This window comes from Sphingomonas sp. LY54, assembly GCF_035594035.1.
Classification (GTDB): domain Bacteria; phylum Pseudomonadota; class Alphaproteobacteria; order Sphingomonadales; family Sphingomonadaceae; genus Allosphingosinicella.
In genome coordinates this window covers 509,552-533,282 of the sequence record NZ_CP141588.1, presented here as the reverse complement: position 1 = coordinate 533,282, position 23,731 = coordinate 509,552, and the positions used below count along the sequence as shown (strand labels likewise).

The 23,731-nt window shown below is 67.5% G+C and carries 21 protein-coding genes and 2 riboswitches; of the genes, 10 read left to right on the top strand and 11 right to left on the bottom strand.

From position 1 onward, the window contains the following. Positions 1–74: 74 nt before the first annotated feature. The gene (locus SH591_RS02670; RefSeq protein ID WP_416385224.1) at positions 75–980 is read right to left on the bottom strand and encodes a TraB/GumN family protein; all 906 of its coding nucleotides are present in this window, start codon (positions 978–980) and stop codon (positions 75–77) included. Positions 981–1,100: 120 nt separating this feature from the next. On the opposite strand from SH591_RS02670, the gene SH591_RS02665 reads away from it, so the two are divergent. From SH591_RS02665 to ppdK, 3 genes are all read left to right on the top strand, one after another. Beyond that, on the top strand, positions 1,101–1,985 hold the full coding sequence (locus tag SH591_RS02665) for a glycine--tRNA ligase subunit alpha (RefSeq protein ID WP_322830679.1): 885 nt from the start codon (positions 1,101–1,103) through the stop codon (positions 1,983–1,985). Between the two features lie 141 nt (positions 1,986–2,126). Next, positions 2,127–4,361: a glycine--tRNA ligase subunit beta gene (gene glyS / locus SH591_RS02660; RefSeq protein ID WP_324750404.1), complete on the top strand. Its 2,235-nt coding sequence runs from the start codon at positions 2,127–2,129 to the stop codon at positions 4,359–4,361. Between the two features lie 74 nt (positions 4,362–4,435). Further along, complete coding sequence (gene ppdK / locus SH591_RS02655) at positions 4,436–7,099, top strand: pyruvate, phosphate dikinase (protein ID WP_324751317.1); 2,664 nt, start codon at positions 4,436–4,438, stop codon at positions 7,097–7,099. Between the two features lie 233 nt (positions 7,100–7,332). On the opposite strand, the gene SH591_RS02650 is transcribed toward ppdK, so the two are convergent. The 8 genes from SH591_RS02650 to SH591_RS02615 all read right to left on the bottom strand — a co-directional run bounded on the left by SH591_RS02650 (position 7,333) and on the right by SH591_RS02615 (position 14,652). Next, the gene (locus SH591_RS02650) at positions 7,333–7,575 is read right to left on the bottom strand and encodes a hypothetical protein (protein ID WP_324750403.1); all 243 of its coding nucleotides are present in this window, start codon (positions 7,573–7,575) and stop codon (positions 7,333–7,335) included. Positions 7,576–7,638: 63 nt separating this feature from the next. Further along, positions 7,639–8,637 carry a type II secretion system F family protein gene (locus SH591_RS02645; protein ID WP_324750402.1) on the bottom strand — a complete coding sequence of 333 codons (999 nt, stop codon included), beginning with the start codon at positions 8,635–8,637 and terminating at the stop codon, positions 7,639–7,641. Positions 8,638–8,649: 12 nt separating this feature from the next. Further along, positions 8,650–9,618 carry a type II secretion system F family protein gene (locus SH591_RS02640; RefSeq protein WP_416385223.1) on the bottom strand — a complete coding sequence of 323 codons (969 nt, stop codon included), beginning with the start codon at positions 9,616–9,618 and terminating at the stop codon, positions 8,650–8,652. A gap of 41 nt (positions 9,619–9,659) precedes the next feature. Beyond that, positions 9,660–10,943: a pilus assembly protein CpaE gene (locus tag SH591_RS02635; protein WP_324750400.1), complete on the bottom strand. Its 1,284-nt coding sequence runs from the start codon at positions 10,941–10,943 to the stop codon at positions 9,660–9,662. Continuing rightward, positions 10,943–11,602, bottom strand: coding sequence for a CpaD family pilus assembly protein (locus tag SH591_RS02630; protein WP_324750399.1), 660 nt, complete (start codon positions 11,600–11,602; stop codon positions 10,943–10,945). Before SH591_RS02630 ends, SH591_RS02635 begins: the two co-directional genes overlap by 1 nt. Positions 11,603–11,621: 19 nt before the next feature. Next, a complete protein-coding gene (locus tag SH591_RS02625; RefSeq protein WP_324750398.1) occupies positions 11,622–13,133 on the bottom strand; it encodes a type II and III secretion system protein family protein in 1,512 nt (503 codons plus the stop codon). Further along, positions 13,134–14,135, bottom strand: coding sequence for a Flp pilus assembly protein CpaB (cpaB, locus tag SH591_RS02620; RefSeq protein WP_324750397.1), 1,002 nt, complete (start codon positions 14,133–14,135; stop codon positions 13,134–13,136). Positions 14,136–14,181: 46 nt separating this feature from the next. Further along, positions 14,182–14,652: an A24 family peptidase gene (locus SH591_RS02615; protein ID WP_324750396.1), complete on the bottom strand. Its 471-nt coding sequence runs from the start codon at positions 14,650–14,652 to the stop codon at positions 14,182–14,184. A 47-nt stretch (positions 14,653–14,699) separates the two neighbouring features. On the opposite strand from SH591_RS02615, the gene SH591_RS02610 reads away from it, so the two are divergent. Together SH591_RS02610 and SH591_RS02605 are read left to right on the top strand one after the other, a co-directional pair. Beyond that, entirely contained in the window at positions 14,700–15,635 is a 936-nt protein-coding gene (locus SH591_RS02610; protein WP_324750395.1) for an alpha/beta hydrolase, read from the top strand. Continuing rightward, complete coding sequence (locus SH591_RS02605; protein ID WP_324750394.1) at positions 15,632–16,747, top strand: NAD(P)/FAD-dependent oxidoreductase; 1,116 nt, start codon at positions 15,632–15,634, stop codon at positions 16,745–16,747. Before SH591_RS02610 ends, SH591_RS02605 begins: the two co-directional genes overlap by 4 nt. On the opposite strand, the gene rnhA is transcribed toward SH591_RS02605, so the two are convergent. Together rnhA and ispH are read right to left on the bottom strand one after the other, a co-directional pair. After that, positions 16,720–17,169 carry a ribonuclease HI gene (rnhA, locus tag SH591_RS02600; RefSeq protein ID WP_322830666.1) on the bottom strand — a complete coding sequence of 150 codons (450 nt, stop codon included), beginning with the start codon at positions 17,167–17,169 and terminating at the stop codon, positions 16,720–16,722. The genes SH591_RS02605 and rnhA overlap by 28 nt on opposite strands. A 19-nt stretch (positions 17,170–17,188) precedes the next feature. Continuing rightward, positions 17,189–18,139 carry a 4-hydroxy-3-methylbut-2-enyl diphosphate reductase gene (ispH, locus tag SH591_RS02595; RefSeq protein ID WP_324750393.1) on the bottom strand — a complete coding sequence of 317 codons (951 nt, stop codon included), beginning with the start codon at positions 18,137–18,139 and terminating at the stop codon, positions 17,189–17,191. A 166-nt stretch (positions 18,140–18,305) separates the two neighbouring features. Here ispH and SH591_RS02590 point away from each other — a divergent pair, with 166 nt between their 5' ends. From SH591_RS02590 to gcvPB, 5 genes are all read left to right on the top strand, one after another. Next, on the top strand, positions 18,306–18,944 hold the full coding sequence (locus SH591_RS02590) for a hypothetical protein (protein ID WP_322830664.1): 639 nt from the start codon (positions 18,306–18,308) through the stop codon (positions 18,942–18,944). 80 nt (positions 18,945–19,024) lie between these two features. Further along, positions 19,025–19,128: riboswitch (glycine riboswitch) on the top strand. Next, positions 19,129–19,230, top strand: a riboswitch (glycine riboswitch). Between the two features lie 61 nt (positions 19,231–19,291). Further along, the gene (gene gcvT / locus SH591_RS02585) at positions 19,292–20,416 is read left to right on the top strand and encodes a glycine cleavage system aminomethyltransferase GcvT (protein WP_324750392.1); all 1,125 of its coding nucleotides are present in this window, start codon (positions 19,292–19,294) and stop codon (positions 20,414–20,416) included. Beyond that, positions 20,413–20,784 (top strand): glycine cleavage system protein GcvH, encoded by a 372-nt coding sequence (gene gcvH, locus SH591_RS02580; RefSeq protein WP_322830662.1) that lies wholly within the window; start codon positions 20,413–20,415, stop codon positions 20,782–20,784. Before gcvT ends, gcvH begins: the two co-directional genes overlap by 4 nt. Before the next feature lie 19 nt (positions 20,785–20,803). Beyond that, the gene (gene gcvPA, locus SH591_RS02575; RefSeq protein ID WP_324750391.1) at positions 20,804–22,162 is read left to right on the top strand and encodes an aminomethyl-transferring glycine dehydrogenase subunit GcvPA; all 1,359 of its coding nucleotides are present in this window, start codon (positions 20,804–20,806) and stop codon (positions 22,160–22,162) included. Continuing rightward, on the top strand, positions 22,159–23,727 hold the full coding sequence (gcvPB, locus tag SH591_RS02570; RefSeq protein WP_324750390.1) for an aminomethyl-transferring glycine dehydrogenase subunit GcvPB: 1,569 nt from the start codon (positions 22,159–22,161) through the stop codon (positions 23,725–23,727). Before gcvPA ends, gcvPB begins: the two co-directional genes overlap by 4 nt. The last annotated feature ends 4 nt before the right edge of the window (positions 23,728–23,731 follow it).

Here is a 23,731-nt window from a genome sequence, read left to right as displayed (position 1 = left end):
GGATGACCATGAACGGGGAAGCGGGCCCTATAGGGGAGGGGGGCAGCGAAGGCAAGGCGAACGCCCCGCCCGCGTCACTGCACGCGCTGCGCCTTCAGCCCGCGCTGCGCCAGCATCGCCTGCACGCTGTCGCGCCCGGCGAGGTGGCCCGCGCCGACCGCGACCATCACCGTGCCCGGCGTGTCGAGACGCTTGGCGATCCAGTCCGCCCAGGCCACGTTGCGGCGCTGCATCAGCACCGCGCGCAGTTCGGGCGAGAAAGCGGTCTCGGCGTCGAACGTGGCGGCGATGGCGTCGGTGTCGCCCGAGGCCCATGCCTTCAGCATAGCCTGGAACTGCGCACGCGCGCCGGCCGGATCCTCGATCGCGCCGACCAGGAAGGCGCGCTGCGCCTCCTCGGACAGCGAATCGAAGAAGCCGAACTGCTGCTCGACGGTCTCGAGCCCGCTGATCCTCTTGTCCTGGCCCTTGTAATCGACCTCGATGCTCTTCTCGACGCCCGCCTCGGCGGCAAAGCCCATGTTGCGGAACGAGGCGGCCGTCAGCATCAGCGCCGCCGCCCAGGTCTCCATCCGGTCGAGCGCCTTGGCGGGGACGCCGGTCGACTTGATCAGGCTGGCGAGCGCCGGCTTCTTCTCCTCGGGAACGCGTTCGATCAGCGGCGGCAGCCCGTCGGAGAGGCCCATCTTGCGCATCACCTTGGCGGTCGCGGCGAGATCGGTGCCCATTTCGGTCTCGAGCACGAGCTCGTCGCTCTCGGCGATCGCCTCGGCCAGCCTGGGCGTGCGCCACTGCAGATCCTTGGGCAGGATGTGGATCGTGCCGAACAGATAGATGGTCGTGTCCGCGTCCGCGACCTTCCACAAAGCCGGCTTGGGCGCGGGCGCGGCGGTCGCGGCGCCCTCGGGCGTGGCGCAGGCGGCGACCGACAGCCCGCCCAACGCGGCCAGGAACTTGGACACTTTCTTCAACGCGAACATGGCAACTCCCATTCTGCCGGCCCTTTGTGCCGCACCCGGCTTAACACCGGCTTGCTTGACCGTCTTTCACCCATGCGCCAAAGCGACGCCACCTCATCCAGCCGTTGCGAAGGTATCCTCTTGGGCTCCCAACCGCTCAGTTTCCAGAAGCTGATCCTGACCCTCCACGATTATTGGAGCAGCCAGGGCTGCGTCATCCTCCAGCCCTATGACATGGAGATGGGGGCCGGAACCTTCCACCCCGCCACGACCTTGCGGTCGCTCGGGCCCAATCCATGGAAGGCGGCCTATGTCCAGCCGAGCCGCCGCCCGACCGACGGCCGCTACGGCGAGAATCCGAACCGGCTGGGGGCGTATTACCAATATCAGGTGATCCTGAAGCCGAGCCCGCCCGATCTGCAGCAGCTCTATCTCGGCAGCCTCGCCGCGATCGGCATCGATTTCACCAAGCACGACATCCGCTTCGTCGAGGACGATTGGGAGAGCCCGACGCTCGGCGCGTGGGGCCTCGGCTGGGAAGTCTGGTGCGACGGCATGGAGGTGACGCAATTCACCTATTTCCAGCAGGTCGGCGGCTTCGACTGCAAGCCGGTCGCGGGCGAACTCACCTACGGGCTCGAGCGGCTGGCCATGTACATCCAGGGCGTCGACAGCGTGTTCGATTTGAAGTTCAACGATGCCAAAGAGGGCGAGCAGGCCGTCACCTATGGCGACGTCTTCCAGGAGAACGAGCGCGAGTTCAGCGCCTACAATTTCGAAGTGGCGAACACCGAGACATTGTTCCGCTGGTTCCGCGAGGCCGCCGACGAGTGCCGCGCCTGCGTCGACCGCCAGCTGCCGCTGCCGGCCTACGACCAGGCGATCAAGGCAAGCCACATCTTCAACACCCTGCAGGCGCGCGGCGTGATCTCGGTCGCCGAGCGCCAGGCCTATATCGGCCGCGTCCGCGACCTCACCAAGGCGGTCGCCGCGGCCTGGATGGAAAAGAACGGATGGGACGCGTGATGCTGTGTGGAAATCCTCCCCGGAGCGGGGAGGGGGACCGTTCGAAGAACGGCGGAGGGGTTGGCGCGACGCCGCTCGTCCTGCGCAGCCCCTCCACCAGCCTGCGGCTGGTCCCCCTCCCCGTGCAGGGGAGGATCTGAGATGGCTGATTTCCTGCTCGAGCTTCTTTCCGAGGAAATCCCGGCCCGCATGCAGGCCAAGGCGCAGGCCGATCTTGCGCGCCTGTTCGCCGAGCAGCTTGCCGCCGCCGGCCTCGCCGTGGCCGGGATCGAGACCTATGCGACGCCGCGCCGGCTGGCGCTGATCGCGCGCGCGCTGCCGACCGAGACTGCAGCGGTCAGCGAGGAACTGAAAGGTCCGCGCACCAGCGCGCCGCCGCAGGCGCTCGAAGGCTTTTTGCGCAAGACCGGCCTTTCGCAGGACCAGCTCACTGAGCGCGACGGCGTGTGGTTCGCGACGCTCGACAAGCCCGGCCGCAGCACCGCCTCGGTGATCGCCGACGCCGTTCCGGCGATCATCCGGAATTTTCCCTGGCCCAAGTCGATGCGCTGGGGCGCGGCTTCGGCCTCGACCGAAGCCTTGCGCTGGGTCCGTCCGCTGCAGGGCATCGTGGCCCTGCTCGGCGAGGAGATCGTCGAATTCGAGATTGCCGGCATCCGGTCGGGCGCGGCCACGATCGGCCACCGCTTCCACCATCCCGGCATCATCACGATCGGCTCGGCCAACGACTATGCCGAGAAATTGCGCGCCTGCCACGTGATCCTCGATCCGGCCGAGCGCGGCCGCATCATCTCCGAGGGCGCGCGTGCCGCCGCAGCGGCGGCCGGGCTTGCGCTGGTCGAGGACGAGGGCCTGGTCGCCGAGAATGCCGGCCTCACCGAATGGCCGGTGCCTCTGCTCGGCGGCTTCGATCCCGCCTTTCTCCAGGTGCCGCGCGAGGTGATCCAGCTCACCATGCGCACCAACCAGAAATATTTCGCCTGCACGCGGCCGGACGGTTCGCTCGCCCCGAACTTCGTCTGCACGGCGAATATCGAGGCGGTGGACGGCGGCAAGGCGATCACTGCCGGCAACGAGAAGGTACTGGCCGCGCGCCTCAGCGACGCCAAATTCTTCTGGGAGCACGACCTCAACGTGCCCCTCGAGGATCAGGCGAAGAAGCTCGGCGAGATCGTCTTCCACGAGAAGCTCGGCACGGTCGCCGACAAGGTGGAGCGGGTGGCGAAGCTCGCCCAGTGGCTGGTCCAGGAACGGCTGATCAAGGGCGCCGACAAGGCCGAGGTCGAGACGGCGGCGAAGCTCGCCAAGGCCGACCTCGTCAGCCAGAGCGTCGGCGAATTTCCCGAATTGCAGGGCACGCTCGGCTCGTACCTGGCGCGGGCGCAGGGCAAGCCCGAGGCGGTGGTGAACGCGGTCCGCGACCACTACAAGCCGGCCGGCCAGGGGGACGACGTCCCCACCGACAAGGTCACCGCTGCGGTCAACATCGCCGACCGGCTCGACACGCTGGTCGCCTTCTTCGCGATCGGCGAGAAGCCGACCGGATCGCGCGATCCGTTCGCCTTGCGCCGTGCCGCGCTCGGCTTCCTTCAGATCCTGACCCGGACGGGCCTCCGCATTCCGCTGTCCGACGTGCTGGTCCAGGCGGCCGTGCTCAACATCGTCTCGCGCATGGGCGCCCTGTCGTCGGTCTCGTTCCCGAACCTGCTCGACGAGGACGACGACGACCACGAGATCACCGCAGAGGTCGGCTCGTTCACCTACCGCCACGGCGACCGGGTCGTCGTGCGCTGGGATGCGTCGCTGACGCCGAAGATGGAGCGCGCCAAGATCATCGAGGAAGTGACCGAGGTCGAGGAAGCCGTGCTCGATTTCTTTGCCGATCGCCTCAAGGTGCAGCAGCGCGAAGCGGGCGTCCGCCACGATTTGATCGACGCGGTGTTCGCGCTGGGCGGCGAAGACGATCTTGTCCGCCTGCTCGCCCGCGTGAAGGCGCTTCAGGCATTCGTCGAGACGTCCGAGGGCGCCGACCTGCTCGCCGGCTACAAGCGCGCCGCCAATATCTTGAAGCGCGAGAAGTGGGAGGGCGGCGAGGCCCGCAACCACAAGGCGTCGTATGCCCAAGAGATCGAGGAGGCCGAGCTGGTCGAGGCGCTCGACTCGGCCGAGCCGCGCGCCCGCGCGTCGGTCGAGGCGGAGGATTTCGAGGCGGCGATGGGGGCTCTCGCGACCCTGCGCGGCCCGGTCGACGCCTTCTTCGACAAGGTCACCGTCAATGACGAGGATCCCGCCAAGCGCGCGGCGCGGCTCGCTTTGCTCGCCCGGATGCGCGACGCGGTCCATGCGGTGGCGGACTTCTCGCGTATCGAGGGCTAAGCCATGGCCGGTCCGAACAGAATCGGCCGGATCGGTCTCACCTTTTCCAACCTTCGCGCTTCTGGGGGCGTATGATGAGCCAATATGTGTACCGCTTCGGCGGCGGCGTTTCGGACGGCGGCAAGGGCGACAAGGAATTGCTCGGCGGCAAGGGCGCCAACCTTGCCGAAATGGCCTCGATCGGCCTGCCGGTTCCTCCGGGCTTCACCATCTCGACCGCGATGTGCGCGCGCTATTACGAGGAAGGCGAGGCCTTTCCGGATAGCCTGCGCGCCGAAGTCGCCGAGGGCATCGCCCATATCGAGGCGATCACCGGCAAAAGCTTCGGCGATCCCGCCGATCCTTTGCTGGTCTCGGTCCGCTCGGGCGCCCGCGTATCGATGCCGGGCATGATGGACACGGTCCTCAATCTCGGCCTCAACGACGGGACCGTGGCCGGCCTCGTCGCAGCCTCGGGCGATGCGCGCTTCGCCTGGGACAGCTATCGCCGCTTCATCCAGATGTATTCGGACGTCGTGCTCGGGCTCGATCATGGCGCGTTCGAGGAAGCGCTCGAGATCGCCAAGGAGGATAAGGGCGTCCATCTCGACACCGACCTCGAGGCGGCCGACTGGGAGGCTTTGGTCCGGCGCTACAAGGAACTGGTCGAGGAATTGTGGGAGCGGCCGTTCCCGCAGGACGTGCACGAGCAGCTCTGGGGTGCGGTCGGCGCGGTGTTCGGCTCGTGGCAGTCCGAGCGCGCCAAGGTCTATCGCCGGTTGAACCACATCCCGCACGACTGGGGCACGGCGGTCAACGTCCAGGCGATGGTGTTCGGCAATATGGGCGAGACCTCGGCCACCGGCGTCGCCTTCACCCGCGATCCTTCGACCGGCGAGCGGGCCTATTATGGCGAATATCTGATCAACGCGCAGGGCGAGGACGTCGTCGCCGGCATCCGCACGCCGCAATATCTGACGCTCGCCGCCCGCGAGAAGGCCGGGGCGAAGCAGCCCTCGATGGAAGAGACGCTGCCCGAAGTCTACGGCCAGCTCGCGCGCGTGTTCGACCTGCTCGAGAACCATTATCGCGACATGCAGGACATCGAATTCACGGTGGAGCGCGGCACTTTATGGATGCTCCAGACGCGGAGCGGCAAGCGCACCGCCAAGGCGGCGCTCAAGATCGCCGTCGACATGGCGCGCGAGGGCCTGATTTCCGAGGAGGAAGCGGTGCTCCGCGTCGACGCGCAGGCGCTCGACCAGCTGCTCCACCCGACGCTCGATCCGAGCGCCGAGCGCAACGTCATCGCCCGCGGCCTGCCGGCCTCGCCGGGCGCGGCCTGCGGCCAGGCCGTATTCGATGCCGACACCGCCGAACGCTATGCCGGCATGAACGAGCCGGTCATCCTGATCCGGGTCGAAACCAGCCCCGAGGACATTCACGGCATGCACGCTGCCCGCGGCATCCTGACGGCGCGCGGCGGCATGACCAGCCATGCGGCGGTGGTCGCGCGCGGCATGGGCCGTCCCTGCGTCTCGGGCGCCGGCGGCATCGCCATCGACGCCAAGGCCAAGGTGATGCGCGCCGCCGGCCACGAGATCAAAGAAGGCGACGTCATCACGATCGACGGTTCCACCGGCGAAGTGATGCTCGGCGCCGTGCCGACCGTGCAGCCCGAGCTGGCCGGGGATTTCGCGGCGCTCATGGTCTGGGCCGACAAAGTGCGGCGTCTGCGCGTCCGCGCCAATGCCGAAACGCCGCTCGACTGTCGCACCGCGCGCGAATTCGGCGCCGAGGGCATCGGTCTTTGCCGTACCGAGCATATGTTCTTCGACGCTGAGCGGATCAGCAACGTCCGCCAGATGATCCTGGCCGAGACCGAGGCCGGCCGCCGTGCCGCGCTCGCCAAATTGCTCCCGGCCCAGCGCAGCGATTTCGAGGAGATCTTCCGGATCATGGCCGGGCTGCCGGTCACCATCCGCCTGCTCGATCCGCCCCTCCACGAATTCCTGCCGCACGACGAGGAGGAGTTCGCGATCGTCGCCGCCGCCGCCGACACGACGGTGGACGTGCTGAAGCGCCGCGTGGCCGAGCTGCATGAATTCAATCCGATGCTCGGCCATCGCGGCTGCCGGCTCGGCATCACCTATCCCGAAATCTACGAGATGCAGGCCCGCGCCATTTTCGAGGCGGCGGTGACCGTGGCGAAGGAGAGCGGCGACGCTCCGATCCCCGAAGTGATGGTGCCGCTGGTCGCGACCAAGGCCGAGCTCGCCATCATCCGTCAGCTGGTCGACCGCACCGCCAAGGCCGTGTTCGAAGAGCAGGGAATGTCCGTCGACTATCTGGTCGGGACGATGATCGAGCTGCCGCGCGCCGCGTTGATGGCCGGCAGCATCGCCGAGGAAGCGCAATTCTTCAGCTTCGGCACCAACGATCTCACGCAGACGACCCTGGGCGTCAGCCGCGACGATGCCGGCCGCTTCCTCACCACCTATGTCGAGAAGGGCATCTTCGCCCGCGACCCGTTCGTCACCATCGACGTCGAGGGCGTCGGCGAGCTGATCGCCTTGGCCAAGGAGCGGGGTAGGGCGACCGCGCCGGGCATCAAGCTCGGCATCTGCGGCGAGCATGGCGGCGATCCGACCTCGATCGCCTTCTGCGAGGATATCGGCCTCGATTACGTCTCGGCCTCGCCCTATCGCGTGCCGATCGCCCGCCTCGCGGCGGCGCAGGCGGCTCTGAAGAAGAGCTGATTAAGAGCCGTCATTGCGAGCGCAGCGAAGCAATCCAGCCTTCGGCGCGGGACTGGATTGCCGCGTCGCTCGCGCTCCTCGCAATGACGGGGGAGGGCGTGGTCATGTCCGCGATTGTAGGGGCTGTTAGATACCTCGTCATTGCGAGCGCAGCGAAGCAATCCAGTCCGGTCCCGGCCCGGAGATGGATTGCCGCGTCGCTTCGCGCCTCGCAATGACGACTTGAGGGGCGATCAGAGCGGACCCCGGTCTCGGTCGACCGCCGGGTTGCGGGCGGCGGCGTGGCGCAGCGAATCCATTTCGGAAGCCTCGCGCCGCAGTCGGGCATTCTCCGCCTCGAGCGCTTCGCAGCGCGCGGACTCGGTGCGATAGCGGCGCTTCCACTTCGTACCGGCGAACAGGTACATGCCGAGCACGAGGCCGAGAACGAAGAACAGAAGCACCGTCAGCCACTGTTCGGGGGTCAACGCAAACATCGCAGTCTCCTTACCGCCAGATAGCTTGAATGCGGCGGGGACGGCGGTTGTTCCGCCCCCGGCTCAACTCATCAGGTTATCGGAGATCGCGCAGGCCGCCGGGCCGAGGATGACGATGAACAGCACCGGCAGAATGAACAGGATCAGCGGCACGGTCATGATCGCCGGCAGACGCGCGGCCTTTTCCTCGGCGCGCATCATGCGCTCGTTGCGGAATTCGGCGGAGAGCACGCGCAACGCGCTGGCGAGCGGCGTGCCGTATTTCTCGGTCTGGATCATCGTCGTGACGACGCCGCGCACCGATTCGAGGTCGATGCGCTGGGCAAGGTTCTCGAACGCCGAGCGGCGGTCGGTCAGGAAGCCCAGCTCGATCGAGGTCAAAGCGAATTCGTCGCCCAGCTCGGGATAGGCGCGGCCGAGTTCGCGAGCGACGCGGCTGAAGGCGGCGTCGACGGTGAGGCCGGCCTCGGCGCAGATCACGAGCAGGTCGAGCGCGTCGGGCAGGCCCTTGCGGATGGCCGCAGTGCGCTTGTCGATCTTGTTCTTGAGCCAGAGGTCGGGCGACTTGTAGCTCAGCAGGAGCGTGCCGGCGCACAGGCCGTATTTCTTCAGCGCCGACCAATCGGGGAAATAGTCCACGCCATAGACGAGGATCAGCATCGCGGTGCCGAGGACGAGCGGCATCACGAAACGTGCGAAGATGACGACGAAGGCGAGGTCCTTGGAGCGGATGCCGGCCTGCATCAGGCGCGTTTGGGCTTTTTCGACCTGCTCGTCCTGGAGCATCTTCAACGAGCCGAGGATGTTGCGGACCTTGTCGGCCGCCTCGTTCTTGTTGGTGATCTTCTTGCGGCGCTTGGACGTCGAGGCGACGATGCCTGCCTTCAACTGCTCGCGGCGCTCGTTCAGCGCCTTGACCCGCTTCGCCATCGGATCGCGCACCGTGGTGGCGGTGTAGATGGCGACGAGCACGGCGAAGGTCGCGATGGCCGCGAGCGCGGTCGCCACCATCATCACGTCGACGCCGAGCAGGGTTGGGCCGCTGGGAGGGGTAGAGGTCATGTCGGCGCGCCCCTAAATCTCGAAGTTGATCATCTTGGCCATGATCATGGCGCCGAAGCTCATCCACACCATGCCGCCGAGCCCGGCGACGATCAGCCGCTGGTCCGTGAAGAACTGGCCCATATAGGTTGGATTGACCATCATGATCATCGCGAAGACGATGAAGGGCAGGGAGCCGATGATATAGGCCGAGGCCTTGGACTCGGACGACATGGCGCGGATCTTGAGCTTCATCTGCGCGCGCTTACGCAGCACGTCGGCCAGGTTGGCGAGCGTCTCGGCGAGATTGCCGCCGGTCTCGCGCTGGATGGCGAGCGTGATGACGAAGAACTGGAATTCGGGCGTGCCGAGGCGGTCGGCGGTTTCCTGGAGCGCGGCCTCCATCGTGCGACCGATCCGCATCTTGTCCGAGACCGACTGGAACTCGACCGAAACCGGGCCCGGAATTTCCGAGGCGACGATCCCGATCGTCTCCGAGATCGGCAGACCTGAGCGGAGGCCGCGCACCATCAGCTCGATCGCGTCGGGAAAGCGCGCGGTGAACTTGGCGATACGGCGCTGGATCATGCGGCCGATAACGAAGTGGGGGATGCCAATCCCGGCAAACAGGCCGGCAAACAGGCCGAGGAGGAGCGGGGCGCCGCGCAGGACTAGCAGGGTGCCGACGACGACCGCGATGCCGGCCGAGACCAAAGCGTAGCGGCCGACCGACCAGGAACGTCCAGTCTGTTCGATGCGCTTGCGCAGCAGGGCGGGATTGGGGACCAGGCGCTGGGCAAGGCCGTCCATGCGCGTGTTCGAACCGCCCATCAGCTTCTTGAGCTGGACCTGCTGGGTGACTTCAGCGGACCTGCTGTGGCGCTCGCGCAACTGGTCGAGGCGGCGGTTCTGCGCCTTCGCCACCGACGGGCCGGCGAATGCGAAATAGGCGAGCGCCAGCGTGCCCAGCATCCCGGCCATCATCGCGATCATCGGCACCATCATCTACCGCCCTTCACCCGTTTCGCACGTTCGCGAAATGATCAAGCCGTGGCTTTCGCCGGCTTCTTCGTCACAAAACCCTTGAGATTGAGCTTGCCGAGGAGGGAAGCGCCCGACGGGCTGCTCTCCGCGGTTGCCTCGTCGCCGTCGACCGCCGACACCGTCATGTTGCACAGCTTTCCGAATGGCTGCGCAATCTTGGCCCCGCCGGCGCCCTTGACGAGGGGCTGGCCGAGCTTGGCGGCGTTGGTCGCCGCCTTGATGTCGAACGGGATGACGATATCGACCGCGCGTTCGATCGATTTCTCGAAATCCTTGCGGTTAATCTCCTGGACGCCTCCGGGCGCGACCTTGTTGGCGACCACGATGACTCGGGCCTGGGGCGCATTGGCCTTCAGCCACGAAAGGATGCGGATGGCGTCGCGCGTGGCCGCCAGCGTCAGGTCGACCACCAGCACGGCGACATGCGCGTCGTTGAGGAGATGGGGATGCTGGACCAGCATCGAGCGCGGCAGATCGATGATCGTGGTCTCGAACGCCGCCCGCATTTCCTCGAGCAATTGGAAGAAGGCCGATCCGTCGGTCAGCAAAGGCTGGTTGATCGGCGCTTCGGCCGAAAGCACGCTGAGGCGGTCGTTGGCGCGGACCATAGCGCGCTCGATGAAGAGGCCGTCGATGCGGCTCGGATTCTCGATCGCGTCGGTGAGGCCGCGGCCGGGCTCGAGATCGAGCGAGAGCGCCCCGGTGCCGAAATGGACGTCGAGATCGAGCAAGGCGGTCGACCGGTTGATCTTGTCGCCCATCATCCAGGCCATCGACGAAGCGACGGTGGAAGCGCCGACGCCGCCGCGAGCGCCGATCACGGCCGCCACGACGTGGGGCCGCTCCATCGAGGGCTCGTTGGTGCGCGGGCCGGAAATGGTCATCTGCGCATGGGCGAAGGCGTCCCGCACCTGATCAGGCGTGAAAGGCTTCAGCAGGTAATCCTGGATGCCGCTCGCGACGAGGTCGCGGTAGAGGCGGACATCGTTGACCTGGCCGGCGGCGATCACGACCGTTCCCGGCTCGCAAACCTCGGCAAGGGCGTTGATGTCGTTGAGCGGATCGCCGGATTCGGAGAGATCGACGAACAGGATGTTTGGGCTCGCCGACACCGAGAGCGACTGGACCGCGTTGCGCAGGCCGCCCTTGTTGACCTTTTCAGGCGCCCAGCCATGTTCGACCGCGATCGGACGCAGGATTTCCGCCGTCGCCTCGTCGCAGACAAAGGCGGTGAACGGGTCGCGCAGGCCGCCGGAGCGGGCGCCATGGAAAGGAGCGTTCATCAGTTGCCATCCACCTTTTCGATTTTGATCGCACCGTCAGTGCCGCTGGGCTTTCTGTCGCGGAAGACCTTGACCGTTTTCGAGTAGGTTGCCGCATCGGTGCCGCCCACGGAGGTCTGGCCCCGGACCAGATCGGTCGGGTCGGCGATCATCGCGGCGAGGTTGCCGTTCGTGGCGCAGCCGAAATTGGGCGAGGTCGTGACGCGGGCGCCGATTTCTTCCGAATTCCACTGCGGGCAATCCGGGACGCTCGCCGTCATGCGGCTAAGGACGACCCGAACGGCGCCGGACTGCGGCCTCCCGGCCGTGACCGGGGCGCCATCGCTGAGTAGCAGGCCATAGGAGGCAGCCACGCGCGCGATCGCGTCGCGGCTGGAAGGGTCGATATAGCCGGCGCCACTGTCGATCGAGACGCGATCGCCATAGCCGAGGCCGAGCGATTCGAACCAGGCACCGAGGCGATCCAGATCCGCCGGGCCCACACCCCCGCCGCCGCCGAGGTCGAGCACATAATCGGTGCGCTGCACGACCGGCTGGTTCACCGAGTAGAGGCTCGGATTATAATGCGCCGAGAGACCGTTCGTGGCCGGCTCGTGCACGCAGGCGCCGAGGGAGATGCCGAGAACGAGCAGGGCGGCGGATGATTTCACGGATGCCATTATCCTATCCTCTCGACGGTCAGAAGCTGAAGCCGGGCTTCGCCGAGGCGGCAGCCGGACGGCCGTCGGCCTGGCGGGCCGGCGCAACCTGGGGAACCTGCGACGGCGCAGAAGGCACGGCCGAGGCGATGCCCGGGGAGACCGTCCGCGGACCGGCGACCGAAGCCACGGGCCGTTCTTCGCCGCTGCGGCCGGCATTGCGCTGATCGATGAACACGCGGCGCGGTTCGTTGGACAGGCGGAAGCCATCGGTCGGGAGCGCGATCTGCGATGCATGCACCGGCTTCACCAGATAGGGCGTCACGACGATGACCAGCTCGGTCTCGTTGCGGCGGAAGCTCGACGACCGGAACAGGCTGCCAAGGATCGGAATGTCGCCGAGCAAGGGCGTCTTTTCGACCGCGTTGTTGCCGTTGTTGCGGAGCAGGCCGGCGAGCATCAGGCTCTGTCCCGAACCCAGCTCGACCGTGGTTTCGGTGCGCCGGGTCGTGAGGGCGGGGATCTCGATATTGTTGAGCGTAATCGCACCGTCCGAAGAGAGTTCGGACACTTCCGGCCTCACCCGCATCGCGATCCGGCCGCCATCGAGCACGACGGGAGAGAAAGCGAGGCTGACGCCATATTGCTTGAACTCGATCGAGGTGCCCTGAATGCCGTTCGATGTCGCGATCGGGAATTCGCCGCCCGCGAGGAAGCTCGCGGTCTCACCCGACAAAGCCGTCAGCGTCGGCTCGGCCAGGATCGTGACCAGGCCGCTATTCTCGTTGAGATCGACGGCTCCGGCCACGTTGAGGCCGAACAGGTTGCCGAGCGCCCCGAGCGTGCCTCCGCCGTCAGGCATGAGGAGCTTGCTATTCGCTTCATCGATGAAGTCCCGGCCCCTAGCGCCGAAAAACTGGAAGCCGCCGGTCGTGTCGAGCGCCTGAAGGTTGACGCCGATCTGCTTGACCAGCGAGCGGCTGACTTCGGCGATCGTGACCTTGAGCATGACCTGGAGCGGCGTGGCCGTCTTGAGGCGGCTGACGATCTTGGGTTCGTCGCCGACGAAGGCCTGGACCAGACGCTCGGCTTCTTCGACGTCGCTCGGCGCCGCGACCGTGCCGGTCAGCAGGACCATGCCGTTCATCGGCGTCGCCTGGATCTGCGCCTCGGGCATGGCCAGGCGCAGCATGTCGTCGATCGACGCCAAGTTCTGGCCGACGCGGACGCTGGTCGAATAAACGACCTTGCCGGCCTTGTTGGTGGCGAAGACCGAAGTCTCGCCATTGCCCTTGCCGAACACGTAGATCTGCGTGGAGGAGCGGACCTGAACGTCGGCAATGGCTTCGTTGGCCACGAACACGTCGCTGATCGGGCTGCTGAGGTTGACCAGCCGGCCGGTGCCGGCGGAGAGCAGGACTTCGCCCGACGGCTTGATCGGCGTGGGAGCGGCGCTCGCCGGAGCGGCGACCGCGGCACCGAGACCGGCGACACACAGCGCCGCGAAGGCGGTGTTCAGGGTCGCGCGCTTGAAAGGCTTGCTGACGATCATTTACTTGGCTCCCACCGGGACGACGGTGACACTGTTGCCGCGGGCGACACGGACGCTCGGACCGGTCGGGGCAGCGGCTTCGCCGGGCTGGCCGGTACCGGGTGCCGGCGCGGCCTTGGCCGGGACGCTGCTGCGCTGGTAGCGCGAGACGTCCGCGCCGACGGTGAAGGTCGGATTGGCGTCGGCGGGCTTGGACGCCACGGCGAGCAGAATCTGCTTTTCGGCCTTGGCGTCGACGCCTTCCGGCAGGTTGACCTCGCCCGAGGCGATCGCCTGCTCAAACTCAGCCGTATTGTCGGCGATCGAGCGCAGCGACAGCGATAATTGGCCGATCGTCTGCGCGACCGCGATCTTCTCGGCGATCTTCGGCGTGGTTTCGAGCGTGACGGTCGAGCTGGTCTGGACAACCGGCTTGCCGTCTTCGCCCAGCGAGCTCATGCGCTGGTCGGTGGCGAGCACCCGGACGTTGCGCAGGATGGTTTCGGAGACCCTGAGCGGAGCACCGTCGCCGCCGCCGGTGACTTCCTGGGTCAGCATCAGGTCGACGCGGTCGCCCGGAAAGACGAAGCCGGCGACGCCGCTGGTGTTGGACACCGAGACCGTGACGGCGCGCATGCCGGGCCCGAGCGCCGCGGCGAGGAAGCCGCGCTCGCCGGGCTTGATCAGCGTGCCCTGGGTGAGCGGCTGGCCGGCGGTGACCTCGTTGCGGACGACCGTTCCGATCAGGCTCGCCGGATCGACGCTGCCTTCGGCGCCCTTGATGAAATAAGCAGGCTGGACCAAACCTTCGGGCCAGACCTGGAATTTGAGCGCCGTCGCATCGATGATCGTGCCGACGGGCATGGCGCGGGTCGCGACCAGGACTTCGGGCCCGGCGGGAACCACCGGGGCGGCCTGCGCGGTCGGCGCCGAGGCTCCGGCAAACATGTTGCGGGCCATCAAAGCGGTCACTGCGGCTACCGCAAGCGCACCGATCAGCAGCACGAGCTTTCTTACATCCATGACGCCAGTCGCCTCCCAATCGGGCTCAATTCAAACCCGACTTTCATCAGCCAAATTGGTTAAGATATCGTTCGCCAAGCACCCAGAATCCCCCGAAGGCGATTGCTATGCCGTAGGGAATTTCGAGCTTGTGCCCGGCCTTGGCGAGCCGGTGCCGGATCAGCATGACCATCGTGAGCAGCCCGCCGGCGAGTGACATCACCACCAGCAGTTTCACCATCGCGACCGGATCCAGCCACAGAGCCAGCGCCGCGATCAGCTTGACGTCGCCGCCGCCCATCGCGCCGAAGCGGAAGGCGAGGGCGAAGAGCAGGAACAGGACCAGCGCCATGCCGAGTTGGACCACAACGTCCGGCCAAAGCGGGAGCCCGGCGATCCACCAGAAGGGAATGGCGAGCAGCGCGATCGCGCCGTTCAGCCAGTTGGGGATGGTCCGCGTGCGCCAGTCGCCGACGATCACCGCGGCCAGGGCCACGGCGAGCAAGGCGAGCAAAATGTCCACGTGAGCCCACATCATGGTTTACGGTCTAGACGCGGTTGCTTGCTAAACCGTAACCACCGCTCATGAATTCGACAGTATTTGACCGGAGGGCCCATCCGGCCGGCGCCGCTTTCTCGTCCTGGCAGGCGCCCGACGGGTGGGATCTGCGGCGCATGGACTGGCCCCAACCGACGAACGCGCGCGTTCGCGGCAGCCTCTTGTTCGCCGGCGGCCGCAGCGATTTCATCGAGAAATATCTGGAGCCGCTGGCGCACTGGCACCAGGCGGGCTGGGACGTCACTTCGTTCGACTGGCGCGGCCAGGGCGAGTCGCGCGGCGACATCCTCGGCGGGCATCTCGACAGTTTCGACGGGCTCGTCGCCGACGGGGCAGCGCTCATCGAGGCGTGGCTGGCGGCGACGCCGGGGCCGCACGTGATCGTGGCCCATTCGATGGGCGGGCATTTGATGCTGCGGATACTGGCGGAACGCCGGACCGCGATCGACGCCGCGGTGCTGATCGCGCCGATGATCGGGATCAACGCGCGGCCGATACCCGACGTGATCGGCCGCTGGGCCGCCCGGACGCTGTCGGCGCTCGGCCTTTCCCGGGTCCGGGCCTGGGGGCAGAACGAGCGGCCCCATCTGCCCGGTTCGAGCCGGCAGTCCTATCTCACCAGCTGCGCCGATCGCTATGCCGACGAGGCGTGGTGGCACGGCCGGAAGCCCGGCTACCAGCTCGGGCCGCCGAGCTGGGGCTGGCTCAACGCCGCTTACCAGTCGATCCACGGCCTCACCGCCGACAAGCTGCGCGCCATGTCCATCCCGGTCCTGATCGTGGGGACCGACCGCGACCGGCTGGTGAGCCCGACGGCGATCCGGCGGGCGGCACGCCTCCTGCCCAGGGCCGAACTGCACATGTTTCCTCGCGCGGCCCACGAGCTGCTGCGCGAGAGCGATCCGGTGCGCACCGAGGCGCTCGCCCGCATCGACGCGTTCCTCGACGAGCATGCGCGGTGAAAGCCGACATCGCGATCGTCGGCGCGGGCATGGCCGGGGCCAGCCTCGCCGCCGAAGTCGCGCCGCACGCGAGCGTCGTCCTGCTCGAGGCCGAGGCGCGGCCGGGTTACCATTCCACGGGGAGGTCGGCGGCTTTCTGGTCGGAAAGCTATGGCGGGCCCCTGATCCGGCCGCTGACGCTTGCCTCCGGGGCTTTCCTTGCGTCGCCGCCTGCGGACTTTAGCGAGCGGTCCTTCCTTTCGCCGCGCGGCGCGCTGCACATCGCCGATGCCGAAGGCGAAGCGGCGCTCCGGGATCTGTGCGCCGAGTTCGCGGGCACCGACCTGGCGCTGGAGCGGGTCGGCCGCGCCGAACTCGCGGCGATGGTCCCGGGGCTGCGGCCGGGCTGGGACGAAGGCGTGGTCGAGCCGAGCTGCACCGACATCGACGTCGCCGCCCTGCACGAAGCCTATTTGAGGGCCGCGCGGGCAGTGGGCGCCCGGTTGCTGACCAACGCGGGCCTCGTCAGCGCAGAGCGGGATGGCGGGTCGTGGCGCCTGGACACCGAGGCGGGGCGCGTCGAGGCCGCGATCCTCGTCGACGCCGCCGGCGCCTGGGCCGACGACGTGGCTCGCCTGGCGGGCGTCACGCCGATCGGCGTCCGGCCCTATCGCCGCACGATCGTCCAGCTCCGCACCGATCCGCCGGCCCCGGCCGATCTGCCGCTGGTGATCGACGCGCTCGGCCGCTTCTACTTCAAGCCGGAAGCGGGAGGACGGATCTGGCTCAGCCCGCATGACGAGACCGCCTGCGATCCGTGCGACGCGGCGGCCGAGGAGGTAGATGTCGCAGTCGCGATCGACCGCTTCGAGCGTTTGGTCGACTGGAAGGTCGACTGCGTCGAGCGCAAATGGGCCGGCCTGCGCAGCTTCGCGCCCGACCGGCTGCCGGTCTACGGCTTCGATCCGGAGAACGAAGGCTTCTTCTGGTGCGCGGGGCAGGGCGGCTTCGGCATCCAGACCGCACCGGCCGGGGCGCGGCTGGCCGCGTCCTTGCTGCTTGGATCAGCACCCGACCCGATGGTGGCCGGGATCGATCCTTCGCCTTATCTGGCGGGACGCTTCAGGAACTGAAGGGCGGCATCGCAGGCGAGCTTGTCGGCGCGCTCATTTTCCGGATGGCCGGCATGGCCCTTCACCCAGCGCCAGTCGATCTTGTGCGGCTTCACCGCGGCGAGCAGCTCCTGCCACAATTCCGCATTCTTGACCGGCTGCCTGGCGGCGGTCTTCCAGCCATTCTTCTGCCAGCCGAAGATCCACTTGGTGATGCCGTCGCGGACATAGACGCTGTCGGTGGTGAGGATGACGTGGCAGGGCCGCTTCAGCGCCTCGAGCGCGCGGATCGCGGCAAGCAGCTCCATGCGGTTGTTGGTGGTGAGCGCCTCGCCGCCGGACAGCTCCTTCTCGTGCGCGCCCGAGCGGATCACAGCGCCCCAGCCGCCAGGCCCCGGATTGCCCTTGCAGGCGCCGTCGGTGAAAATCTCGACTTCGGTCATGTCGGTAATGATCTGAGCCTCAGGCCGCTTCGAGGCCGCGCGGCAGCTTGAAGACCATGCGCTCCTGGACGCCTTCGACCGCTTCCTCGCGGACGTCGAAATGCGCCGCGAGCCGGTCGACGACTTCGCGCACCAGCACTTCCGGCGCGGAGGCCCCGGCGGTGATGCCGAGCGTCGCGACGCCGTCGAGCCAGGCAAAGTCGATGTCGCCGGCGCGGCCGATCAGCTGCGCGCGGACGCCCTCGCGCTCGGCGACCTCGACCAGGCGCACCGAGTTGGAGCTGTTCGGCGAGCCGATCACCAGCACCGCCTCGCAGCGCCGGGCGATGTCCTTGACCGCCGCCTGGCGGTTCGACGTGGCGTAGCAGATATCCTCGCCCTTGGGCCCGCGGATCGAGGGGAAGCGGCGTTCAAGAACCGCAATGATGCTCGACGTGTCGTCGACCGACAGGGTGGTCTGGGTGAGATAGGCGAGATTGTCGGGATCGGCCGGGACGATCGTCTCGGCGTCCGCCACGGTCTCGATCAAAGTCATGCGGCCCTCGGGCACCTGGCCGAACGTTCCGATCACTTCGGGATGGCCGGCATGGCCGATGAACAGGATGTGGCGTCCATTTTCGACGAGCCGCTCGGCCTGGCGATGGACCTTTGAGACGAGCGGGCAGGTCGCGTCGAGATAGTTGAGGCCGCGCTCCTCGGCCTTGGCCGGCACCGCCTTGGGCACGCCATGGGCGGAGAAGACCACGGGCACGCCGTCCGGCACCTGGTCGAGTTCGGCGACGAAGATCGCACCCTTCGCCTTCAGGCTGTCGACCACGAACTTGTTGTGGACGATCTCGTGGCGGACATAGACCGGCGCGCCGTAGCGCTCGATCGCCAGCTCGACGATATTGATCGCCCGGTCGACACCGGCGCAGAATCCGCGCGGCGCCGCGATCAGCAGGGTGAGGGGGCGTTTCAATGTCGACATGGGGGCGTCTCTACGATGATCGGGCACGGCCGTCTACCGATGCTAGGGTGCGAGGCTGCAACGGATTGCCCCCCGTTCCTCGCTTGCAGGCGGCAAGGCCCCTTCCTATGATCCCCGCCGATCCGGGGCCCGGCGGCTCCATTCCTATGTTTGAGGACCGACGTCTGTGATCAACCCCAAAGTCGCACTTCCCGCCTTGCTGTCGCTCGCCCTTGCCGCCTGCGCCAGTGACGGCGAAATCACCGCGACCGGCATTACGGTGACCCGCTCGGCCTGCCCGGCAGTGGCGATTCCCGCCGCTACCGGGGACATCACTCTGTTCAACCCGGAGACCAGCCGCGACGCCACGGCGATCGACGTCGTCGCCAGCATCACCAATCTTCGCTCCACCTGCGACGAAACGGGCGAATATATCATCAGCAACGCGACCTTCGAGGTGCAGGGGCAGCGCCGCAATCCGAGCGGCGCGCGCGAGGTGGTCGTTCCCTATTTCGCCGTCGTCGTGCAGGGCGGCAACAATGTCGTTTCCAAGCGGGTCGGCCGCGTCGCCCTGCGCTTCGAGGACGGCCAGTATCGCGCTTCCAGCGCCGGCACCGCCACCTCGCGCGTGCTTCGCTCGGCGGCGACCCTGCCCGAGGATATCCGCCGCCAGATCACGCGCGAGCGCAAGCCGGGCGATGCCGACGCGGCGCTCGACCCGATGGCGGACCCGACCGTCCGCACCGCCGTCCAGCGCGCGAGCTTCGAACTGCTGGTCGGTTTCCAGCTCACCCAGGAGCAGCTCGCCTACAACGCGACCCGTTAGGGCCGATCGGCGGACAAGGTCGATTGACTCTGGCGCGGCGCCGCTCCAGAGCGGCGTCCGTCGCCGGCGGGAAACCGTCGGAGTGACGCGCGGGAGAGCGTGGCATGGCGGGGCAACCCGGCAGGCCGCCGCCGAAGGAGCAACCGCCCCGGAATCTCTCAGGCCGAAGGACCGCGCGCTCATGTCGGCACTCTGGAAAGCGGACGTACACCACGTCCCACCGAAGGGGTAACCCCGGAGAGGATCCGGGGGAAAGCTCTCAGGTTTCAGTGACAGAGGGGGCGCTGGAGATGCGGGCCGTTGCGGTCCTGGCTCCGGTGCAACTTTGCAAGTCACGGAGACCACAAGTGAGCGAAGCTTCCGAAACCGCCGACAAGACGCTTCCGCTCGATGCATGGCATCGCGCCCAGGGCGCCCGCATGGTGTCCTTCGCCGGCTATGCGATGCCGATCCAGTATGAGGGCATCATGGTCGAGCATCGCTGGACGCGCGAATCGGCCGGCCTGTTCGACGTCAGCCACATGGGCCAGCTCACGATCAGCGGCGACGATCTTGACGCGGCGCTCGAGACCGTCTTCCCGGCCGACCTGTCGCTGCTGAAGGACGGCCGCCTGCGTTATTCGCTGCTGCTCAACGACGAGGCCGGCATCATCGACGACCTCATGGTCACGCGTCGCGACGACCATTTCTACGTGGTCGTGAACGGCGCCACCAAGGACGGCGACATCGCCGTCCTGCGCTCGCGCCTGCCGGCCAGCATCGGCCTCGACCATCTCACCAGCCAGGCTCTGCTCGCGCTGCAGGGGCCGAAGGCCGCAGAGGCGCTCGCGCGGATCGTGCCGGGCGTCGACGCGCTCACCTTCATGACCGGCGACGCGTTCGAGATTAATGGCGTCCCCGCCTGGATCAGCCGCTCGGGCTATACCGGCGAGGACGGCTTCGAGATTTCGATCCCCGCGGAGGATGCCGAGAAGGTCGCCGGCCTGCTGATCGCCCAACCCGAAGTGAAGCCGATCGGCCTCGGCGCGCGCGATTCGCTGCGCTTGGAGGCGGGCATGCCGCTCTACGGCCACGACCTCGACGAGACCACGACGCCGATCGAGGCCGATCTCGGCTTCGCCATCTCCAAGCGCCGCAAGGAAGAAGGCGGCTTTCCGGGCGCGGCCCGCATCCAGCACGAGCTCGCCAACGGCACGATCACGCGCCGCGTCGGCCTCGCCGTGCTCGGCCGCCAGCCGGTCCGCGAGGGCGCGATGGTCGTCGACGGCGAGGGCAACGAAGTCGGCAGGGTGACGAGCGGCGGCTTCTCGCCGGTCCTCGAGACGCCGATCGCGATGGCCTATGTGCCGGTCGCGTCCGCCGAGCCCGGCACTGCCATCCGCCTCGCCTCGCGCGGCAAGATTTTCGAAGCGAAGGTCGTCCCGATGCCCTTCGTTCCGCACCGCTACATTCGCAAGGGAGCCGGTCAATGAGCATCTATTACACCCAGGAACATGAGTGGATCTCGGTCGAGGGCGACACCGCCACCGTCGGCATCACCGATTTCGCGCAGGGCCAGCTGGGCGACATCGTCTTCGTCGAAGTCCCCGCCGCCGGCACCCAGGTGAAGAAGGGCGGCGAAGCGGCCGTCGTCGAATCGGTCAAGGCCGCGTCCGACGTCTATGCCCCGCTCACCGGCCAGATCGTCGAGGGCAATGCCGCGCTCGAGGCCGATCCGTCGCTGGTCAACAGCGATCCGGAAGGCGAGGGCTGGTTCTTCAAGCTCACCGTCTCCGACAATCACGAACTCTCCGGCCTGATGAGCGCCGAGGAGTACAAAGCCTTCTGCGACGCGCAGTAAGCCCGGGAACCCAAAGCACATGCGTTACCTCCCCCTCGCCGATGCCGACCGCCAGGAGATGCTCCGCACGGTCGGCGCGTCCTCGGTCGACGATCTGTTCGTCGACGTGCCCGCGGCCGCGCGCCTGCCGGGCAAGATCGAGGGCCTGGCCGATCATGCCAGCGAGCTTTCGGTCGAGCGCCAGCTCACCACGCTCGCGCGCCAGAACATGGTCGCGGGGGAGGTGCCGTTCTTCCTCGGCGCCGGCGCCTACCGGCACCATGTCCCGGCCAGCGTCGACCATATCATCCAGCGCGGCGAGTTCCTGACCGCCTACACGCCCTACCAGCCGGAAATCGCGCAGGGCACGCTGCAGGTCCTGTTCGAGTTCCAGACCCAGGTCGCGCGCCTCTACGGCTGCGACGTCGCCAATTGCTCGATGTACGACGGATCGACCGCATGCTGGGAGGCGATCGTCATGGCCCGCCGCATCACCCGTCGCGGCAAGGCCGTGTTGTCGGCCGGCCTCCACCCGCATTATGTCTCGGTCGCCGAGACGATGGCCAGGTTCACCGGCGACGTGCTCGACCTGGCGCCGCCCGCATTGGTTGCCGAGACGGACGCCGAGCGCCTCCTCGCCCAGATCGACGGCGAGACGAGCTGCGTCGTCGTCCAATATCCCGACATCCTCGGCCGCATCACCGATCTCACCCCGATCGCCGAGAAGGCGCATGCCCATGGCGCGCTGCTGATTGCCGTCGTCACCGAGCCGGTGGCTCTGGGCGCGATCCGGAGCCCGGGCGAGATGGGCGCCGACATCGTCGTCGGCGAGGGCCAGTCCATCGGCGTCGGCCTCAATTTCGGCGGGCCTTATGTGGGCCTGTTCGCTTGCCAGGAGAAGTTCGTCCGCCAGATGCCGGGCCGCCTGTGCGGCGAGACCGTTGATGCCGAGGGCAAGCGCGGCTTCGTGCTGACGCTCTCGACCCGCGAGCAGCATATCCGCCGCGAGAAGGCGACGTCGAATATCTGCACCAATTCGGGCCTGTGCGCGCTGGCTTTCTCGGTGCACATGACGCTGCTCGGCGAGAACGGCCTGCGCCAGCTCGCCGAGATCAACCACGCCAAGGCGGTGCGCGCGAGCGAGCGGCTGGCGAAGGTCCCCGGCGTCGAACTGGTCAACGAGAGCTTCTTCAACGAATTCACGCTGAAGCTCACCAAGGAAGCGCGCCCGGTCATCCGCACGCTGGCCGAGCGCGGCATCCTCGGCGGCGTCTCGCTGGGGCGGCTCTATCCCGGCGTGGACGCGCTGCAGAACGGCCTCGTCGTCGCCGTCACCGAAACCGTCACAGATGAAGATATCGAAGCGCTGGCCGATGCGCTTCAGGAGATCCTGGCATGAGCATCAACCAGAGCGGCTGGCGCCCCGAGCGCCCCGAGGGCGGCGACGTCGCGGCCATCGACACCTACACCGGCAACCGCGCCTTGATGCTCGAAGAGCCCTTGATCTTCGAGTTGGGCGAGGAGAACGGCACCGGCGTCGATTTCGACCCGGCGCCCAAGGCGGCGAGCCGGCTCGGCGGCCTCGACCGCAAGCGCGCGATCGGCCTGCCCGGCCTCTCCGAGCCGCAGGCTGTACGCCACTACACCCGCCTCAGCCGCCAGAATTACGCGATCGACCTCGGCCTGTTCCCGCTCGGCTCGTGCACGATGAAGCACAATCCGCGCCTCAATGAGCGAATGGCGCGCCTGCCGGGCTTCGCCGACATCCACCCGCTGCAGCCGATCGACACCGTGCAGGGCGCCTATGCCCTCATCCATCAGCTCGGCGAATGGCTGGTGAAGCTGACCGGCATGCACAGCGTCGCGATGAGCCCGAAGGCGGGCGCGCATGGCGAACTCTGCGGCCTGCTCGCGATCCGCTCGGCGCTCGAGGCGCGCGGCGACGCGCGCGAGGTCATCCTCGTCCCCGAAAGCGCCCACGGCACCAATCCGGCCACCGCGGCCTTTGCCGGCTACCGGGTCGAGAACATCCCGGCCACCGAGCGCGGCCGCGTCGACGTCGCGGCGCTCAAAGCCCGGCTTGGGCCGGATGTCGCCGGCGTGATGATCACCAATCCGAACACCTGCGGCCTGTTCGAGCCCGACATGATCGAGATTTCCGAGGCGGTCCATGCCGCCGGCGGCCTCGTTTATTGCGATGGCGCGAACTTCAACGCGATCGTCGGCCGCGTCCGCCCCGGCGACCTCGGCATCGACGCGATGCACATCAACCTCCACAAGACCTTCTCCACCCCGCATGGCGGCGGCGGCCCGGGCTCGGGTCCGGTGGTCTTCTCCGAAGCGCTGACGCCGTTCGCGCCGCTGCCCTTCGTCGAGAAGCAGGGCGACCATTATGCCCTGATCGAGGAAGAGACGGCGGGCGAGCATCACGGCCGCACGTTCGGCCGCATGGCCGCGTTCAACGGCCAGATGGGTATGTTCACCCGCGCCTTGAGCTACATCCTCAGCCACGGCGCCGACGGCCTCCGCCAGGTGTCCGGCGACGCCGTGCTCAACGCGAACTACATCCTGCGCAGCCTCGACGACGTGCTCGACGCCCCGTTCGGGGCCAGCGGCCCGTGCATGCACGAGGCGTTGTTCAGCGATAAGGACTTCGAGGGCGGCCTTTCGACGCTCGATCTCGCCAAGGGCCTGATCGACGAGGGCTTCCACCCGATGACCATGTATTTTCCGCTGGTCGTCCACGGTGCGATGCTGGTCGAGCCGACCGAGACCGAGAGCAAGGCGACGCTCGACCAGTTCATCGGTGCGCTGCGGCACGTCGCGCAGCGCGCCAAGGCCGGCGACCAGGCGCTCAAGGCCGCTCCGGTCCATGCCCCCCGCCGCCGCCTCGACGAGACGCTCGCGGCGCGCAAGCCGGTGCTGGTTTACAAGGAACCCGAGCAGGCCCAGGCGGCGGAATGAAGAA

Coding starts and splice junctions, on each gene's coding strand:
- SH591_RS02670 (WP_416385224.1), bottom strand. CDS start 980: ATGTTCGCGTTGAAGAAAGTGTCCAAGTTCCTGGCCGCGTTGGGCGGG.
- glyS (WP_324750404.1), top strand. CDS start 2,127: ATGGCTGATTTCCTGCTCGAGCTTCTTTCCGAGGAAATCCCGGCCCGC.
- ppdK (WP_324751317.1), top strand. CDS start 4,436: ATGAGCCAATATGTGTACCGCTTCGGCGGCGGCGTTTCGGACGGCGGC.
- SH591_RS02650 (WP_324750403.1), bottom strand. CDS start 7,575: ATGTTTGCGTTGACCCCCGAACAGTGGCTGACGGTGCTTCTGTTCTTC.
- SH591_RS02645 (WP_324750402.1), bottom strand. CDS start 8,637: ATGACCTCTACCCCTCCCAGCGGCCCAACCCTGCTCGGCGTCGACGTG.
- SH591_RS02640 (WP_416385223.1), bottom strand. CDS start 9,618: ATGGTGCCGATGATCGCGATGATGGCCGGGATGCTGGGCACGCTGGCG.
- SH591_RS02635 (WP_324750400.1), bottom strand. CDS start 10,943: ATGAACGCTCCTTTCCATGGCGCCCGCTCCGGCGGCCTGCGCGACCCG.
- SH591_RS02630 (WP_324750399.1), bottom strand. CDS start 11,602: ATGGCATCCGTGAAATCATCCGCCGCCCTGCTCGTTCTCGGCATCTCC.
- SH591_RS02625 (WP_324750398.1), bottom strand. CDS start 13,133: ATGATCGTCAGCAAGCCTTTCAAGCGCGCGACCCTGAACACCGCCTTC.
- cpaB (WP_324750397.1), bottom strand. CDS start 14,135: ATGGATGTAAGAAAGCTCGTGCTGCTGATCGGTGCGCTTGCGGTAGCC.
- SH591_RS02615 (WP_324750396.1), bottom strand. CDS start 14,652: ATGATGTGGGCTCACGTGGACATTTTGCTCGCCTTGCTCGCCGTGGCC.
- SH591_RS02610 (WP_324750395.1), top strand. CDS start 14,700: ATGAATTCGACAGTATTTGACCGGAGGGCCCATCCGGCCGGCGCCGCT.
- rnhA (WP_322830666.1), bottom strand. CDS start 17,169: ATGACCGAAGTCGAGATTTTCACCGACGGCGCCTGCAAGGGCAATCCG.
- ispH (WP_324750393.1), bottom strand. CDS start 18,139: ATGTCGACATTGAAACGCCCCCTCACCCTGCTGATCGCGGCGCCGCGC.
- gcvH (WP_322830662.1), top strand. CDS start 20,413: ATGAGCATCTATTACACCCAGGAACATGAGTGGATCTCGGTCGAGGGC.
- gcvPA (WP_324750391.1), top strand. CDS start 20,804: ATGCGTTACCTCCCCCTCGCCGATGCCGACCGCCAGGAGATGCTCCGC.
- gcvPB (WP_324750390.1), top strand. CDS start 22,159: ATGAGCATCAACCAGAGCGGCTGGCGCCCCGAGCGCCCCGAGGGCGGC.